The following is a 14,377-nucleotide window of genomic DNA, read 5'->3' as shown; positions in this document are numbered from 1 at the left end:
TATGTTAGCACCTCTGTACAAGCCGACATTAGCCAAGGTAAAGGGCTTCAGTTTACTTGAAGTCCTTATTGTCTTGGTGATCATTGCTTTTTCAGTAAACCTCATTACTTATACCGTCAGTGATAGTGATGAGGAAGAGCTCGAAACCATGGCTATGCGTGTGCAGGGGACGATTAATCTCGCGTCAGAATTTGCAGTACTAAATCAGGTAGAACTTGGCTTTCATCTGGATAAAGGTGTGATTGAGTTTTTGGTTTTTGATGGTGAGAAATGGCGAACTTTCGAAGCCGACGATATCTACAAACCAATTGAGCTGCCTGAGCAGTACAAAGTGGAATTGATCTTAGAAGATCTGCCGTGGTCTCAAGATAACTTACTTGAGCAAGCAAATTGGCGAGAGTTGATGAGTGGCGGCGACGACGACAATTTACTTGAACTTAAAAAACTCAAGATCCCGCAAGTACTTATTTTATCTTCCGGTGAGGTCAGCGCATTTAGATTAAGTGTGGAAAATAAAGAGCTACAAGAGCCTATCTTCTTCATTGAAGGTGAGTTTATGGCGCCCGTCGGGCTTAAGCGGGAACCGGAAGAATGAGCCCAAGAAAAAGCTTAGGATTTACTTTACTTGAAGTCATGGTTGCGTTAAGTATTTGTGCTGTCGCTGGTATTGCTGCAATGCAAGCAACAAGCGAACATATAAACCATATCAGCTCGCTTGAAGAACAAACCTATGCATCGTGGGTGGCAGAAAATCGCTTGGTATTTTTACGCGCGCAAGGTGATGACTGGCATGGGAAAAATGGTAATAAAGGCGAAGAGGAAATGGCCGGGGTCACTTGGTATTGGCAACAACATATCCTACAAACCGCAGATCCTAACTTTGTAAAGCTCACCGTACACGTTTTCCGCGAGCCTGAACTCAAAAACTCAGTGTATGACATCACCACTTTTATGTACCGGAGTAAGTAGTGACTGTTCATACACCACAGCGTGGTTTCACACTAATAGAAGTCTTGTTGGCTCTAGCGATTTTAGCGGTAGTGGTGACGGCGACTCATCAAATTTTAGATTCAACGCTAAAGGCTCAAGCGGCCTCAGCGGAAAAAATTGCCGAAATAGAAGGGCTACAAACGACTTTCCGGTTGATGGATCAGGATTTTAATCAGATCACTAAGCGGGAAGTTAGAAATGAAGCTGGGGACTTTAGCCCAACTTATATCATTCATGGTCGTTATGAGCTCGATAGCCAATACGATGGTATCGCTTTTGTTCGTGATGGTTGGACTAACCCTATTAGTTTATTGCCTCGCTCTGAACTGCAGGCTGTGGGCTATCGGGTTATCGATGACAAGCTTGAGCGTATTTATCGAATATACGTTGATCAGCTAGATGGAACAGAGCCCCGCGCGCAGGTTATCTTGGAAGATGTAGAAGAGTTAAAGTTTGAATTTTTGGATGACAAACTAAAATGGCAAGCTGATTGGAAGTCTAAATCGTTACCTAAAGCGGTTAAAGTTACATTACAAAGAAAAGACTCGGATCCAATAAGCCGTTTATTTTTAACGCCAGGCAGTGGTGTTGCTGATGATAAGGGGCAACAGCCATGAAGCAGCAAGGTGCAGCTCTAGTTATCGTACTTTTCATCGTTGCATTGGCAGCGACAATTGCCGCTGAAATGGCAAGTAGTTTAATGGTGCAGGTACAAAAGGCCTCGAATATTCAAACTCAGCAACAAGCCAAGTGGTATAGCTATGGTGCTGAGGAATTAGTCAAAAGAGCGTTGATACAAGCGAAAAAAGATGATCCTGATACCGTTAATCTAGACCAGCCTTGGGCTCGTGAAGAAGTGCCTTACCCTGTTGACCATGGTACGTTGAGCGGTAAAGTTACAGACTTACAGGCATGCTTAAACCTGAATGCCTTGAGAGCAAAGTCACAAACAAATGGAAATAACCAAGGTGGTCAGCAGATTGGTGGAAAGAATACAAACCCAGCCCATGCTGCACTATTGGAACTTTTGAAGAATATTGAGGATTTGCCGAGTAACGAAAGCGAGGAAGCCCTTGCTGATAGTGTGTACGACTGGCTTGACGAAGATAGCATTACTTACCGCTCAGGGGCAGAAGAAGACGAGTATATGTCTAATCAGACGCCTTATTTAACGGCTAATAATTTGATGGCGTCCGTAAGTGAGCTACGAGTAATTAAGGGCTTTAATCCGCTGGTGATGGAAAAGATTAAGCCTTATGTTTGCGTGATCCCCGGAAGTGAGGAGCTCGCGGTAAACGTCAATACGATATTGCCAGAGCAAGCGCTTTTACTCAGTGCGCTTATACCTGGTTTATCGAAATCAGGTGCTGAAGCTATTATTTCTGCAAGACCAAAAAAAGGTTTTACCGATATCAATGAATTTTACACGGAAGTCGCGAATCAAGGGGTCAAAGACCCTAACAAGACTTCCAAAATTTTTACGATTAACAGCAATTATTTTCAGTTGCGAGCAACAGCTGTGTTTGATGAGCGACGCTTTTCTCTCACATCAATTATAGAAACAAAAGATGGTAAAGCGTACGTGCTTGCTCGTAAATTTGGAGGCGTAGAGTGACAGAACAATTATTGATCCGTGTGGGTCAGTCACACCAGGAGACAATACACTGGTTAGTGTGGTCAACAGAACAACAACAAATTATTGCCAGTGGTGAATTAGAAGGGAGTGAACAACTTGGTAGCCTTGCCGAAAAAGCGCAAACGAGACCGGTTGTTTTGTTACTACCAGCGACTGCGGTGCAATTACGTACGCTAGAGTTACCAGCAAAATGGAATAGAAAACTAGAGCAAGCCTTACCGTTTATGCTTGAGGAGCATGTCGCGACCGACATCGATGCGCTATTTATCGCAATTGGTAAACCGGGCATGAAAGCCGACACACATACTATCGATGTCGCGATTTGTGATAGCAGTTGGCTACAAAGCTGGTTTAGTGCCTTCGATGATGCAGGGATCAGTGTAAGTAAAGCGCTACCGGACGCCTTATGTCTGTCGCTTCATGAAGAGATGACTAGTGCCGTGCAGTTAGGTCAGCAATGGCTATTCAAACACAATGCTTGGCAAGTTGGCACTGCTGAACTTAGCTGGGTTAATGAGTACCTCGCCATTGCGGGTGTTGAACAGCTGGCGCATTTTAGCCCTGCAAGCGATTTCTCAGAAACGATAACGCTTACTGCGCAACAACAAGATTACGATTTACCTTTAGCCATCTTCGCGAAATCACTATCAAATATTGATTTTAATTTGCGTCAAGGTCGGTTCGCTGCGAAGAAAAAGCAGCCGCAGTGGTGGCGTGACTGGCGCAGTGGCCTAATAGCGGCGAGCGTGGCAGTAGTGAGCTTTATCGCAATTAAAGGCACTCAGCTGTATGTGATAAGTCATCAAGCTAATCAGCTAGAAACCCAAGCGGTCGCTATGTATCAACAGGCATTTCCAAATAAAGTAGTGCGTCCGCACTTATTGAAAAAACAGATCCAGAATGAGCTTGATGCGTTATCTGGCACGGAACAAGGCGGTTTGCTCGAATTAACTAATCACTTTGTGGCTATTTATGAAGAGGTCGATGCCTTCGCGCCTGAAACGCTGCGTTACGACAAACGTAGGAATGAGCTTAGAATTAGAGCACGCGCAAAAGAGTTCCAAGTATTTGGTCAGGTCAAAGCAATTTTAGAGCAACGCGGTGTAAGTGTTGAACAGGGTGCCCTGAACAATGATGGTGACTTTGTGGTGGGTGAAATTCGCATTCGAGGTGCAGCATGAAGCAGCAAGTAGTGAACTATTGGCGTGGTTTAAAAGAGCAAGAACAAAAACTGTTGATTGTTGCTGGCGTTATTTTTGTCGTTTTTGTTCTAGTAATGGGTATATTCAAACCTTTGAATCAGGCTGTCAGCGATGCCGAAGCTAAGCTAAAACGTAATCACGAACTCGTAAATTGGGTTGGTCAAAGCGTGAGTAAGCTGAAATCTAGCAGTCCTGCACAGGTGATTAGCGGCGGCAATATCAGTCAGATAGTCAATAACACCCGTGGCCGTTTTCAAATTGATATCAGCAAAATGCAACCTAGTGGCGAAAGCTTGCGTTTAACCATCGATGATGTGGAATTTAATAAACTTGTTGCTTGGATAGATGAACTGACAAATAAGCATGGAGTAAAAGTAGATAACCTAGACCTTACACAAGGGAATTTACCTGGCTTTGTGCGTGTTAGTCGCTTGGTTTTAGAGAAATAATTATGAAAAAAACACTATCTCTACTCATTATATTTTTACTCGCATTTATTATTTTTAGTGCTTTTACTATGCCAGCAGCGGTGTTGCTGCAAGTTTTTAAAGGTCAATTGCCAGCTAATTTGCAGCTAGGTGCAGTAAATGGTTCTGTTTGGCATGGTCAAGTGAGCGGTGTGAGATTCAATAACATTCAATTGAATCAGGTTAAGTGGGAGCTTGAACCGTCGTCATTACTACTTGGTGATTTGGCAGGCAATGTACAGTTTGGTAATGCGAGAGATAAAAATGAGATCTCAGGGAAAGCCAATTTCTCATCGAATTTAGTAAGTAAATCAGTGACGGTAAATAATGCCTCACTTCGTTTCAGTGTTGAGCAGGCTATGGATCAAGTAACTCTGCCATTGCCGGTTGATGCCAAAGGGCGCGTTATCGTCAATGTGAAGGAGTACCAAAGTGGTGCACCGTACTGTGAAGGGCTAAATGGTGAGATAAGTAGTCCAAATATTGATGTTAAAGGCATGAATGGTTGGTTTAGTATCGGCGATCTTAGTGGTCAGCTCGATTGTAAATCAGGAGATATTGCCGTGGTTGTTGACCCTGAAAACCGTTTGGGCTTACAGGCTGATGCGACATTAGCTGCCAATTTCCAGTTTCGCGTGTCTGGTAATATCAAGCCAGATGCAAGTCTACCAAAAGAAGTACACGATGCTGTTAAGTTTTTGGGTAGACCGGATGGCGAAGGTCGTTACCCAGTAAATTTATAATATACTTCTGTCATATCAGACTTTAGTTAATCTAATCTCAGGTTAGTTATTAATATAAAAGCATTTTTGTAGGCGCTTATACGGCGCCTAAGTTCAAGGCAACACTATGCACGACTTCTCTTTTACTGCAGCTGATCAGCTGAATTTAGAAAACTACTTTTCTGCGCGCAAGCTTTCTATTGATATTGCTTTTTTACAAGGATATTTATTTGCTACCTGCATAGACCCAAACGGTATTGAGGTTGAAAAGTGGCTTAAGGCTTTAACCAACGCGGATCCCGAATTGGATGAGAGTATTGCATTTGCATTGATGGCTTTACATCATGAGATTTCTGAGCAGGTATATGAAACTGAATTTCAATTGCCTTGGAATGGTGAAACACCACTTGAGCAAAAAATTAATTGGGCCGAAGGATTTTTAATGGCGGCGACGCCCTTTTATGAGCAATTGATGTCCAGTCCGCTCGCCGACGATATTAAACAAGCTTTGCAAGTCAGCACAGAACAACTGGGGCTTTTTGCACTTGGTGAGCAACAGCTAACGATTTATTGTGACAAAGTAGGACAGTCACTGACCGAGTTTCAACTAACTCAAGCACAATTGGCTGATGAGTTTGCCGCATCTTATGCTGAATTAGTCGAAGTTGCCGCAGTGAATAGTGGGTTATTTGAATAATCTTTACGCGAGATCTAACTCGATAAATGTGCAACGCTGTTGGCATTGCGCCACGGCTCTATTTGACGTCGATTGGCTTAAACCGAGAGCAATGGGTTGCTGGCAGCTTGGGCAATTGACAACGCGTCCTTGACTAAGCTTTTTGATGAGCGCTTTTTGATCATTAAAGGATTTTGCCGACTTTTTATTTAATTGACTAAAGTCCATTATAACCCCTTTGCTTCATGAATAGCTTGCTCCGCAATTTCACAGATTTTGACGAGATCGGGGCCGTAGAAATACAGGTTATAGTCGTTTTCTTTACAATACTTGAGGTGGAAAAGCCTTACTTTTTCATCTGTTGCAAGGGCTTCGTCAATGTAGCGCTTTTCGTCATCTGTCATGGTAATTGTTTTTACGACATTGGCTCTGGCGATTCTTGCAGCCGTGCTGCGTTGTACTTTGCTGGACTCGCTGAGTACTTCAACGCCTTGACCAAGTAATCTATCTCTTGGCTCTTTAATCAATGGATGATCCACAGTAAACAGAGCAACGACTATAATGGCTAATACTAAGAATTTTTTCATAATCTGACGCTGATTTGATCTAGCTAACAAAAATCTTGTTCCTAGTGTAATAAACTTGTCTGTCAGGTCGCAACAAGTCTCTCATCATTTATGGTGGGTTTTAGCTCAACTTACTATTAATCATAGAGTTTCAAAGCGTATAATAGTAAGCGCTAAACTATGTCATGGGGCACATTGCAATAGTTTAGCCTGTATTTTTCAAGGTCACTGTAGCAAGTGCATCTCGTTCCAAAGCACTAAGGAGCTTCCATGGAGAACGAAAGAATCAAGGTTAAAAATATACCGTCTGAAGTAAAAATTCAAAAGCCAATAGGTGGCACTGAAGGGAAATCGCTCAATAGCTCTACGCCCGATCGTTTTAATCCTCGCAATCGCATATATGTCCGGGCGGTGTCTGGCCTACATCAACTGCTAAGAAGGCGTATCGGCTTTATTGGTATGTTGGCATTTATGGCTTTACCTTGGTTAAATTTTCACGGTCATCAGGCGGTGTTGTTCGATATTTTTGAGCAGAAGTTTAATATTTTTGGCATGACACTATGGCCACAAGATCTGACTATCTTTGCTTTTATTCTGATGATAGCAGCATTTGCTTTGTTCTTGGTGACCACTTTTTATGGCCGAGTATGGTGCGGCTACACCTGCCCGCAGACCGTTTGGACGTTTATCTTTATTTGGTTTGAAGAAAAGTTTGAAGGAACGGCAAATCAACGGAAAAAACTAGATCAGAGACCGATGGATTTTGACAAGTTTTGGCGAAAAACGGCAAAACACGGTAGCTGGATACTCTTTTCACTATATACCGCAATCACTTTTGTTGGTTACTTTACTCCGATCCGCTCATTGATCCCTGATTTACTTACTTTTTCAGCAGGCTTCTATTCCGTCATTAGCATCATCGTGTTTACCATTTGTACTTATGGTAATGCTGGTTGGATGAGAGAAATTATGTGTTTACACATCTGTCCCTACTCTCGCTTCCAATCAGCCATGTTTGATAAAGATACGTTTACCGTCGCCTATGATAGCGAACGAGGTGAAAGTCGAGGTCCTCGAGGACGCAAACAAGATCCAAAAGAGCTTGGGCTAGGAGATTGTATCGATTGCAACCTGTGCGTTCAGGTGTGTCCTACCGGTATCGACATTCGTAATGGCTTGCAATATGAATGTATCAACTGTGGTGCGTGTATTGATGCCTGCGATGGTGTTATGGATAAGATGAACTACCCGCGCGGATTGATTGCTTACACTACAGAGCGCAATTTAGAATCATCTAGCGAAAAGACCAAACCAGTACGTGGTAAATTAATCGGTTATTTATTGATTCTGGTCGTTATCACTGGTGCATTAGTTGCGAACATTGCGATGCGTAAGCCGATGGATCTTGATATTATTCGGGATAGAAATCAGCTTTATCGTGTCAATATTGAGGGATTGGTAGAAAATACCTATACCTTGAAAGTGATAAACAAAGCGCAAGTTGAGCAGAAATTTTCTATTGCTATAACGGGTCTCAGTAATTATCAGGTGATCGGTAAGCAAGAGGTGCACTTAGCTGCAGGCACGACATTAGATGTGCCACTCTCTGTTGTGATTGACCCATATGATTTGAAAAAGCCAGTAACTGAATTTGAGTTTGTGCTTATTAACCAAGACGATCCTGAAGAGCGGCTGGCGCAGCCGACCAATTTCTTCAAAGGAAGATAATAGAGTAAGGTAAAGCGAGGTATAAAACCTCGCTTTTTTATAAACATTATGAACGATTTTAGTTTTAACGCGCTGACACCGGATCTTATTTTAGATGCGATTGAGGCACTTGAGATATATCCGACAACGGGATTATTGGCCTTAAACAGCTATGAAAACCGTGTTTATCAATTTGGTGCTGAGGACGGCAAGCGTTATGTGGTGAAGTTTTACCGCCCAGCGCGTTGGACGGATGAACAAATTCTTGAAGAGCATGAATTCGCACTGGCAGCGAAAGAAGCTGAAGTGCCTGTTGTGGCACCTTTACTTATTGCTGGGCGTAGTCTGCATTTTTATGAAGGTTATCGCTACACGTTGTTTCCAAGTGTTGGCGGACGCCAGTTCGAGCTCGATAATCTAGACCACTTGGAAATTTTAGGTCGCTACCTAGGACGCTTGCATTGTCTGTCGGCTGAGCGAGCATTTGAACATAGACCACAGCTCAATACTCAGCGGTTTTTGGTTGATGCGCAACAAACACTACTAAAAAGCCAGTTAGTGCCTAGTCATCTACATACTCCATTTGTTACTATTCTTGAGCAAGTTATTAACAAAGCAACCTCAAAGTATCAAGTTGCCAAAACACTTCGGCTTCATGGGGATTGTCATGCTGGAAATTTATTGTGGTCTAGAGATCAATTGATGTTGGTGGATCTTGATGATTGTCAGCAAGGCCCTGCAATACAAGACTTGTGGATGATGTTAAATGGCGACCGCAACGAGCAATTGGTACAGTTAGACACCCTGCTTATGGGTTACGAAGAATTTATGCCGTTTGATTCAAAAGAGCTTGCGTTAATTGAGCCGCTACGTGCCATGAGAATGGTGAATTATATGGCTTGGTTGGCACAGCGCTGGCAGGATCCTGCATTCGAACGGAACTTTTCTTGGTTTGCGACAGACAAATACTGGGAACAACAGATCCTAGCGTTAAAAGAGCAATTTGCCGCATTAGATGAACCAAGTTTGAGCCTATTTCCTTAAAATTAGAGAGAGTAACATGCTAAAAAAATTAAAAATCGCACTTATTGCATTACTTTTGCCTATTGCTGCAATGGCTTCAGACTTTACCGAAGGTGAGCACTACACAACCTTAACAACCGAACAGAGTAAATCAGAGAAAGTTACCGAGTTTTTTTCCTTCTACTGCCCTCATTGTTTCCGCTTTGAGCCAATTGCAAAAGCGATTGAAAAGAACTTACCTGAGGGGGCGTACTTTGAAAAAAGCCATGTGAACTTCCTGCGAGGTGTTCCTACAGAAACGCAGAGCAACCTAAGCTATGCCTATATTATTGCTGATCAAGCAGGCAAAGCGGATGTGATTGCTGAGAAGATTTTTAATGCTATTCATGTTGAAAGAAACAAACTGTTAGACATTAAAGATTTGAAAACGCTAATGGAGTTAAATGGGATTTCTGCTGAAAAGTTTGATCAGGCTGTTACGAGTATGCCAGTCGTGAGTGCTGAAAATAACATGCTTAAAGCACAAGAAAAATTTTCTGAAGCGGGTGCGCTTACAGGCGTTCCAACTTTTATCGTAAACGACAAATACAGAATCGAAATGAAAGGTATCAAGAGTCAAGAGCAGCTTGATGAATTGATCGCATATCTATTAAAAAAATAAGGACTGGAGAAAGTTAGTATGTTGAAAGTATTAAAAGGCTTAGCGGTTGCACTAATGCTTCCTCTTCTTGCTCAGGCTGCGCCATTTGAAGAAGGTGTTCATTATGAAGTTATTGCCGAGCGTGGCACGAAAAAGCCTGAGGTAATGGAGTATTTTTCATTTTATTGTCCAGCCTGTAACGCAATGGAAAATTTAATCGTTGACGTTAAACCAAAGCTGGATGAGGGCGTTAAGTTTAAAAAGAGCCATATAGATTTTGTTGGTCCAAGAGAGCCTGAGATCCAACAGGTGTTGGCACAAGCACTTGCAACTGCTGAAGTGCTGCCACAAAAGGACAAGATAATTGCAGCCATGTTTAATCATATTCATGGCAAGCGTGCAAAAATCAATGAACTTGCTGATGTAAAAGATATCTTTATTGCGCAAGGTGTTGAAGAAGAGAAATTTGATAAACTTTATGCCAGTTTCTCTGTTCGTACTAAAGCATCAAAAATGCAGCGTATGCAGAAGACCCTTTCTGATAAAGGTGCGCTAACAGGTGTACCAATGTTCGTGGTAAACGGTAAATACAAGCTATTGCTTCGTGAGTCTGGCACGACTAAGCCTGAGCAAATTGCTGCTTTGGTGAATTATTTAGCAAAGAAATAAAATCTAATTTGTATTAGACTAGCCCTGCAATTGTTGCGGGGCTTTTTTATGTTTAAAATTTTAGTTTCTAGCTGCTTATTAGGTTATCCAGTGAGGTATGACGCCTCTTCACAAAGCCTTCAAGACAATACATTACAGTATTGGCGGCAAAAAAATTGGGTCTTACCGCTATGCCCCGAAGTATCTGGTGGCTTACCAACACCTCGCCCATCGGCTGAAATAGCAGATGGTAAAGTTTTGAGTAAACAAGGGGACGATTTTACCACCGCGTTTGAACTCGGTGCTAAAAAAGCGCTAGCGGCTTGTCTTCAGTACGATATAAAGTTTGCGTTGTTAAAAGAGTCTAGTCCGTCTTGCGGCAGCAATCTGATTTACGATGGTAGTCATACAGGTAAAAAAATAGTAGGGCAGGGGCTGACGGCGTCTTTATTGCAGCAATCCGGTATTCAAGTCTTTAGCGAAACTCAGCTGCCAGCACTTATCACAGCGATGGCAGCCAGTCGTTAATCGTTAGAGATCACTTCTCACTAAGTAAACGCCAGATTCAATATGATGGGTATAAGGGAACTGATCGAAAATCGCCATACGTGCGATTTTATGTGTTTCACATAACAAGGCTAAATCACGCTCTAACGTGTCTGGATTACATGAGATATAAATAATGTTGTCGTAGTTGCTAACTAAGCGACAGGTCAATTCATCCATGCCAGCACGAGGCGGATCGACAAGAATCGTTTGGCAATTATAGGACCGTAAATCAATACCATCTAATCGAGAAAACTTCTGCCCTTTCATGGCTTGTGTAAATTCTTCACTCGACATGCGAATAATATCTAAGTTATCGACTTTGTTCGCTGCAATATTAAATTGTGCAGACTTTACTGATGATTTAGAGATCTCAGTAGCCAGCACTTTATTGAATGAACCAGCCAATGCGATTGAAAAGTTACCGTTACCACAATAAAGCTCTAGTAGGTCGTTGCTTAGCGGTTCACTAATGGACTGTGCCCAAGCTAGCATTTTCTGATTCACTTCCGCATTCGGTTGCGTAAAGCTGTTCTCAACCTGCTGATAAATATATTCTTTACCGTTAACGCTTAGTTTTTCAGTTACATAGTCGTTGCCAAACACAACCTTTTGTTTTCTAGCACGACCTATAAAATCAACTTTATAGGTTTGTTGCAACTCGGCTCTTAATGTCTGCATGGCAGTTTGCCACGCTTCATCTAACTGCTTGTGATAAAGCAAGCTGATCAGTACTTCACCGCTCAGCGTCGTGAGATAGTCGATCTGAAACAGTTTACGACGCAATATTTCGTTGCCTTTCAGCTGATGTATCATCACCTGCATCATTTCATTGACAAGCGGCGCACCAGGATCAAAGCTATCAACACGGATCTTTTCTTTTGTTTGCTGGTCAAACATGATGTGAAACAGATCTTCACCCTCATGCCATACTCTAAATTCACAGCGCTGGCGGTAATGGCGAGTTGCAGATTCATACACTTCAAGTGCAGGTGCATCAAACTGTGCAAATTGTGTTGTGATACGCTCAGCTTTATCTGCTAACTGTTGCTCATATGCTGAATCATCAATTTTTATTACTGCCATGCTAAAACCATCTATGTTGAATTAAGAGGCGCTATTTTAGGGAGCGTTGCTAATTTGTCCAGTCTAGCATCACTGATACGTCTGGTTTGCTGTTTTTTTAATCATTATACTTTAGCTTTGCGCAAATATGCCGATAATCTAACTAATATATTGGAGGGCATACCATGAAAATCGGGCAATTAAATCAGTTGCTCAATCCAGCGATGCAGCATAAGCCTGGAAAGAGCAAAGGGATAGGACCAAATATCCAAATTAATTCGGACAGCTATGCGGGGAATAAATCTAAGCTAGCAGCTAAAATTCTTGATGATAAGCTTGCCGAAGCGTTAGGGATTGAGAAGCCGACACAAGATAAAAAAGACAAGCCACTATTTGATTTTGAATCTATTGTCAAAAATGTACTCGATTTTGTTCAGGGTGCAGTGAAGAAAGCCAAAGTCGACGGCAAAAATGATGACGAATTGAAATCCATGCTCGATGGGGCACGTAAGGGCGTGCTTCAGGGTATTGATGAAGCCAGCGAAGAGTTAAAAGGCATGGGCGCTTTCAATTCCGACATCGAAGATGGTATTGAAAAGTCACGAGAAGGGATTTTTAAAGGTTTAGATGATTTTGAAAAAGAGCTGTTTGAAGAAAAGTCGCCAAAGGCATTAGCAATCAGTGCCGCGCAGTTTGCGAGCCTCTCTAATCAGGCTGAATATGCATTTACAACGGCTGAAGGGGATGAAGTCGTTATTTCATTCTCCGATGCGTATGCTCAGGGGGCCGCTGCGAGTGTCGCGCAAAAAGGTAATGATTATGGCATGGCATATGGCACAAAGTCCTCTCACGAAGTCAGTTTCTCAATTAAGGTAAATGGTGAGCTGAACGAAGAGGAGCAGCAAGCAATTAACGATATGATGGAAGATATCCGTAATGTCAGTGACTCTTTTTTCGGTGGTGAATACGATGAAGCTTTCGATTTGGCAAAGTCGCTTAGTTTAAACTCTGATCAGATCGCTAATTTCACGATGGATCTAAGACAAAGTAAAACGTCTGCTGCGATTGCTCAATATCAGCAAGGCAATCCAATGAAAGAGTTAGAGAAGGCATTTATGCCACTGAATAAGCAGTTAGCAGATGTGCAAGAGCAAGCTAAGGGACTCAATGCCGATAATGAGTTGCCAAACCTGCTTGCTTGGATGAATGAAGGTCAGTCGAGACTAAATGAGTTTTTGGATTATGCTAGTAGCTTTTTTAGTAAACTGAATGAACTAAATAAAGAGCAAGTTGAGTAAAAACAAACAAGCTAAGCCAGTTTATTTTCGCGAGGACTCATGGCAAACTTCATACTTCATTGATTTGAGGTATGAAGTTTGTCGCATATTTTGGTTTTCGATTCGGGGATCGGTGGCACCAGTGTGCTGTCGCACTTAAAGGCATGTTTGCAGGGGGTTTCATTTAGTTATGTTATGGACAACGCTTTTCTCCCTTATGGTCTTCAGCCTCAAGAGCTAATCAAATCACGTATCAAGGGACTTATTCGTTGGCAACAGCAATACTTGGGCAATGTTGATCTTATCGTTATTGCATGTAATACCGCTTCAACATACGCATTAGAAGAAGCCAGAAAACATACCCAGATACCAATTATAGGTGTGGTTCCTGCTGTTAAGCCTGCTGCATCTAGTTCAAAGACCAAGCACATCGCACTATTGGCAACACCGGCAACGTCAAATAATGCTTATACACATAAGCTCATCATGGATTTTACCTCAGGTTGTAAAGTTGAAACTTTGCATTCAACGGAGCTTGTAAGGATCGCTGAGCACTTTTATTGGCATAGCGAGTTGGATAAAGAGGCACTTTGTGCGGAAATAGCTCGGCTTAACATTCCAGCCACTGTTGATAGGCTAGTGTTGGGATGTACACATTTTCCTTTGATAGCTCACGATATCAAGAATTGCTTACAGAAGCATGTGGAGCTGGTTGATTCAGGCAAAGCAATAGCCAATCGCGCAGTGTCATTGTTGGGAAGTCAAATAGTAGGAGAAAAGGTGCCGAGTGCATCGGAAGTGCGTTTCTATGCAACGGCACCAATAATGGGTAGTAAAGAAGCAATCTCTATTATTAATTTAAATAAAGATTAATTAAGCGGGTGAGTGATCCATCTCACCTTCAGGCTTTTGCTTTGCTTCTCTTACTTTTAATGTACGCTGTTGAAATTCACGCTCATTGAGTTGAGTAATCGCCTTTTCTGCATCTTGCTTAGACATCTCAACAAAACCAAAACCACGTCGTTTGCCTGTGTTTTTATCCTTAAGTAGACGAACTGAAAATACTTGCCCTTGCTCTTCGAAAAGTTCGCGGACAACATGTTCGTTGGCTCGATATGGTAGATTGCCTACATATAATGTAGTAGTTGATAAGTTTGATTGTTTTTCTTGTTGTGTATCACTTTTTAAAAACTGGCTTACTACACTACCGAT

General features: G+C 42.1%; 19 protein-coding genes (1 of these 19 cut by a window edge). 15 read left to right on the top strand and 4 right to left on the bottom strand.

All coding sequences use genetic code 11. The annotated features are described in order from the left end of the window. The first annotated feature begins 1 nt into the window (after position 1). The 8 genes from JJQ94_RS22655 (at position 2) to JJQ94_RS22620 (ending at position 5,714) form a co-directional block, all read left to right on the top strand. Entirely contained in the window at positions 2-595 is a 594-nt protein-coding gene (locus tag JJQ94_RS22655) for a prepilin-type N-terminal cleavage/methylation domain-containing protein (RefSeq protein WP_099031896.1), read from the top strand. Then, a complete protein-coding gene (gene gspI, locus JJQ94_RS22650) occupies positions 592-969 on the top strand; it encodes a type II secretion system minor pseudopilin GspI (RefSeq protein WP_099031897.1) in 378 nt (125 codons plus the stop codon). Before JJQ94_RS22655 ends, gspI begins: the two co-directional genes overlap by 4 nt. Next, entirely contained in the window at positions 969-1,607 is a 639-nt protein-coding gene (gene gspJ / locus JJQ94_RS22645; RefSeq protein ID WP_099031898.1) for a type II secretion system minor pseudopilin GspJ, read from the top strand. The genes gspI and gspJ overlap by 1 nt, the downstream gene beginning before the upstream one ends. Next, entirely contained in the window at positions 1,604-2,605 is a 1,002-nt protein-coding gene (gene gspK / locus JJQ94_RS22640; protein WP_099031899.1) for a type II secretion system minor pseudopilin GspK, read from the top strand. The genes gspJ and gspK overlap by 4 nt, the downstream gene beginning before the upstream one ends. Further along, positions 2,602-3,807 (top strand): type II secretion system protein GspL, encoded by a 1,206-nt coding sequence (gene gspL / locus JJQ94_RS22635; RefSeq protein WP_099031900.1) that lies wholly within the window; start codon positions 2,602-2,604, stop codon positions 3,805-3,807. Before gspK ends, gspL begins: the two co-directional genes overlap by 4 nt. Continuing rightward, positions 3,804-4,277: a type II secretion system protein GspM gene (gene gspM / locus JJQ94_RS22630; protein WP_099031901.1), complete on the top strand. Its 474-nt coding sequence runs from the start codon at positions 3,804-3,806 to the stop codon at positions 4,275-4,277. Before gspL ends, gspM begins: the two co-directional genes overlap by 4 nt. 2 nt (positions 4,278-4,279) lie before the next feature. After that, positions 4,280-5,038 (top strand): type II secretion system protein N, encoded by a 759-nt coding sequence (locus tag JJQ94_RS22625; RefSeq protein WP_099031902.1) that lies wholly within the window; start codon positions 4,280-4,282, stop codon positions 5,036-5,038. A 106-nt stretch (positions 5,039-5,144) separates the two neighbouring features. Then, the gene (locus JJQ94_RS22620; protein WP_099031903.1) at positions 5,145-5,714 is read left to right on the top strand and encodes a UPF0149 family protein; all 570 of its coding nucleotides are present in this window, start codon (positions 5,145-5,147) and stop codon (positions 5,712-5,714) included. Positions 5,715-5,717: 3 nt separating this feature from the next. Here JJQ94_RS22620 and JJQ94_RS22615 read toward each other — a convergent pair whose 3' ends face one another. Together JJQ94_RS22615 and JJQ94_RS22610 are read right to left on the bottom strand one after the other, a co-directional pair. Further along, positions 5,718-5,921, bottom strand: coding sequence for a hypothetical protein (locus JJQ94_RS22615; RefSeq protein WP_099031904.1), 204 nt, complete (start codon positions 5,919-5,921; stop codon positions 5,718-5,720). Then, complete coding sequence (locus JJQ94_RS22610; RefSeq protein WP_223193819.1) at positions 5,921-6,280, bottom strand: hypothetical protein; 360 nt, start codon at positions 6,278-6,280, stop codon at positions 5,921-5,923. Before JJQ94_RS22610 ends, JJQ94_RS22615 begins: the two co-directional genes overlap by 1 nt. Before the next feature lie 249 nt (positions 6,281-6,529). Here JJQ94_RS22610 and ccoG point away from each other — a divergent pair, with 249 nt between their 5' ends. Genes ccoG through JJQ94_RS22585 form a run of 5 tightly spaced genes read left to right on the top strand, consistent with a single transcriptional unit; the run spans position 6,530 to position 10,805 of the window. After that, positions 6,530-7,987: a cytochrome c oxidase accessory protein CcoG gene (ccoG, locus tag JJQ94_RS22605; protein ID WP_099031905.1), complete on the top strand. Its 1,458-nt coding sequence runs from the start codon at positions 6,530-6,532 to the stop codon at positions 7,985-7,987. 48 nt (positions 7,988-8,035) lie between these two features. After that, positions 8,036-9,010 (top strand): serine/threonine protein kinase, encoded by a 975-nt coding sequence (locus JJQ94_RS22600; protein ID WP_045962799.1) that lies wholly within the window; start codon positions 8,036-8,038, stop codon positions 9,008-9,010. Positions 9,011-9,026: 16 nt separating this feature from the next. After that, positions 9,027-9,650, top strand: coding sequence for a thiol:disulfide interchange protein DsbA/DsbL (locus tag JJQ94_RS22595; RefSeq protein WP_099031906.1), 624 nt, complete (start codon positions 9,027-9,029; stop codon positions 9,648-9,650). A gap of 18 nt (positions 9,651-9,668) precedes the next feature. Further along, on the top strand, positions 9,669-10,298 hold the full coding sequence (locus JJQ94_RS22590) for a thiol:disulfide interchange protein DsbA/DsbL (RefSeq protein ID WP_099031907.1): 630 nt from the start codon (positions 9,669-9,671) through the stop codon (positions 10,296-10,298). A 48-nt stretch (positions 10,299-10,346) separates the two neighbouring features. Then, positions 10,347-10,805: a DUF523 domain-containing protein gene (locus tag JJQ94_RS22585; RefSeq protein ID WP_099031908.1), complete on the top strand. Its 459-nt coding sequence runs from the start codon at positions 10,347-10,349 to the stop codon at positions 10,803-10,805. Between the two features lie 3 nt (positions 10,806-10,808). Here the strand turns inward: JJQ94_RS22585 and trmA are convergent, their stop codons facing one another. After that, positions 10,809-11,909, bottom strand: a complete 1,101-nt coding sequence (gene trmA, locus JJQ94_RS22580) for a tRNA (uridine(54)-C5)-methyltransferase TrmA (RefSeq protein ID WP_099031909.1) — start codon at positions 11,907-11,909, stop codon at positions 10,809-10,811. 164 nt (positions 11,910-12,073) lie between these two features. Between trmA and JJQ94_RS22575 the strand changes: the two genes are divergently transcribed. Further along, a complete protein-coding gene (locus tag JJQ94_RS22575; RefSeq protein WP_099031910.1) occupies positions 12,074-13,186 on the top strand; it encodes a DUF5610 domain-containing protein in 1,113 nt (370 codons plus the stop codon). 78 nt (positions 13,187-13,264) lie between these two features. Next, positions 13,265-14,038 (top strand): glutamate racemase, encoded by a 774-nt coding sequence (gene murI, locus JJQ94_RS22570; RefSeq protein WP_099031911.1) that lies wholly within the window; start codon positions 13,265-13,267, stop codon positions 14,036-14,038. Here the strand turns inward: murI and JJQ94_RS22565 are convergent, their stop codons facing one another. Then, positions 14,039-14,377, bottom strand: the 3' portion of a protein-coding gene (locus JJQ94_RS22565; RefSeq protein WP_045988290.1) for an RNA recognition motif domain-containing protein. It continues 129 nt past the right edge of the window; only the last 339 of its 468 coding nucleotides appear in the window; the start codon falls outside the window, past its right edge — the gene reads right to left on this strand; it ends in the stop codon at positions 14,039-14,041. It abuts the gene before it with no gap.

It is taken from the genome of Pseudoalteromonas sp. GCY, assembly GCF_016695175.1.
GTDB lineage: Bacteria > Pseudomonadota > Gammaproteobacteria > Enterobacterales > Alteromonadaceae > Pseudoalteromonas.
The sequence above is the reverse complement of the archived record's forward strand: the minus strand, read 5'-3'. Positions and strand labels throughout refer to the sequence as shown.

Coding starts and splice junctions, on each gene's coding strand:
- JJQ94_RS22655 (WP_099031896.1), top strand. CDS start 2: ATGTTAGCACCTCTGTACAAGCCGACATTAGCCAAGGTAAAGGGCTTC.
- gspI (WP_099031897.1), top strand. CDS start 592: ATGAGCCCAAGAAAAAGCTTAGGATTTACTTTACTTGAAGTCATGGTT.
- gspK (WP_099031899.1), top strand. CDS start 1,604: ATGAAGCAGCAAGGTGCAGCTCTAGTTATCGTACTTTTCATCGTTGCA.
- gspM (WP_099031901.1), top strand. CDS start 3,804: ATGAAGCAGCAAGTAGTGAACTATTGGCGTGGTTTAAAAGAGCAAGAA.
- JJQ94_RS22625 (WP_099031902.1), top strand. CDS start 4,280: ATGAAAAAAACACTATCTCTACTCATTATATTTTTACTCGCATTTATT.
- JJQ94_RS22620 (WP_099031903.1), top strand. CDS start 5,145: ATGCACGACTTCTCTTTTACTGCAGCTGATCAGCTGAATTTAGAAAAC.
- JJQ94_RS22615 (WP_099031904.1), bottom strand. CDS start 5,921: ATGGACTTTAGTCAATTAAATAAAAAGTCGGCAAAATCCTTTAATGAT.
- JJQ94_RS22610 (WP_223193819.1), bottom strand. CDS start 6,280: ATGAAAAAATTCTTAGTATTAGCCATTATAGTCGTTGCTCTGTTTACT.
- ccoG (WP_099031905.1), top strand. CDS start 6,530: ATGGAGAACGAAAGAATCAAGGTTAAAAATATACCGTCTGAAGTAAAA.
- JJQ94_RS22600 (WP_045962799.1), top strand. CDS start 8,036: ATGAACGATTTTAGTTTTAACGCGCTGACACCGGATCTTATTTTAGAT.
- JJQ94_RS22595 (WP_099031906.1), top strand. CDS start 9,027: ATGCTAAAAAAATTAAAAATCGCACTTATTGCATTACTTTTGCCTATT.
- JJQ94_RS22590 (WP_099031907.1), top strand. CDS start 9,669: ATGTTGAAAGTATTAAAAGGCTTAGCGGTTGCACTAATGCTTCCTCTT.
- JJQ94_RS22585 (WP_099031908.1), top strand. CDS start 10,347: ATGTTTAAAATTTTAGTTTCTAGCTGCTTATTAGGTTATCCAGTGAGG.
- trmA (WP_099031909.1), bottom strand. CDS start 11,909: ATGGCAGTAATAAAAATTGATGATTCAGCATATGAGCAACAGTTAGCA.
- JJQ94_RS22575 (WP_099031910.1), top strand. CDS start 12,074: ATGAAAATCGGGCAATTAAATCAGTTGCTCAATCCAGCGATGCAGCAT.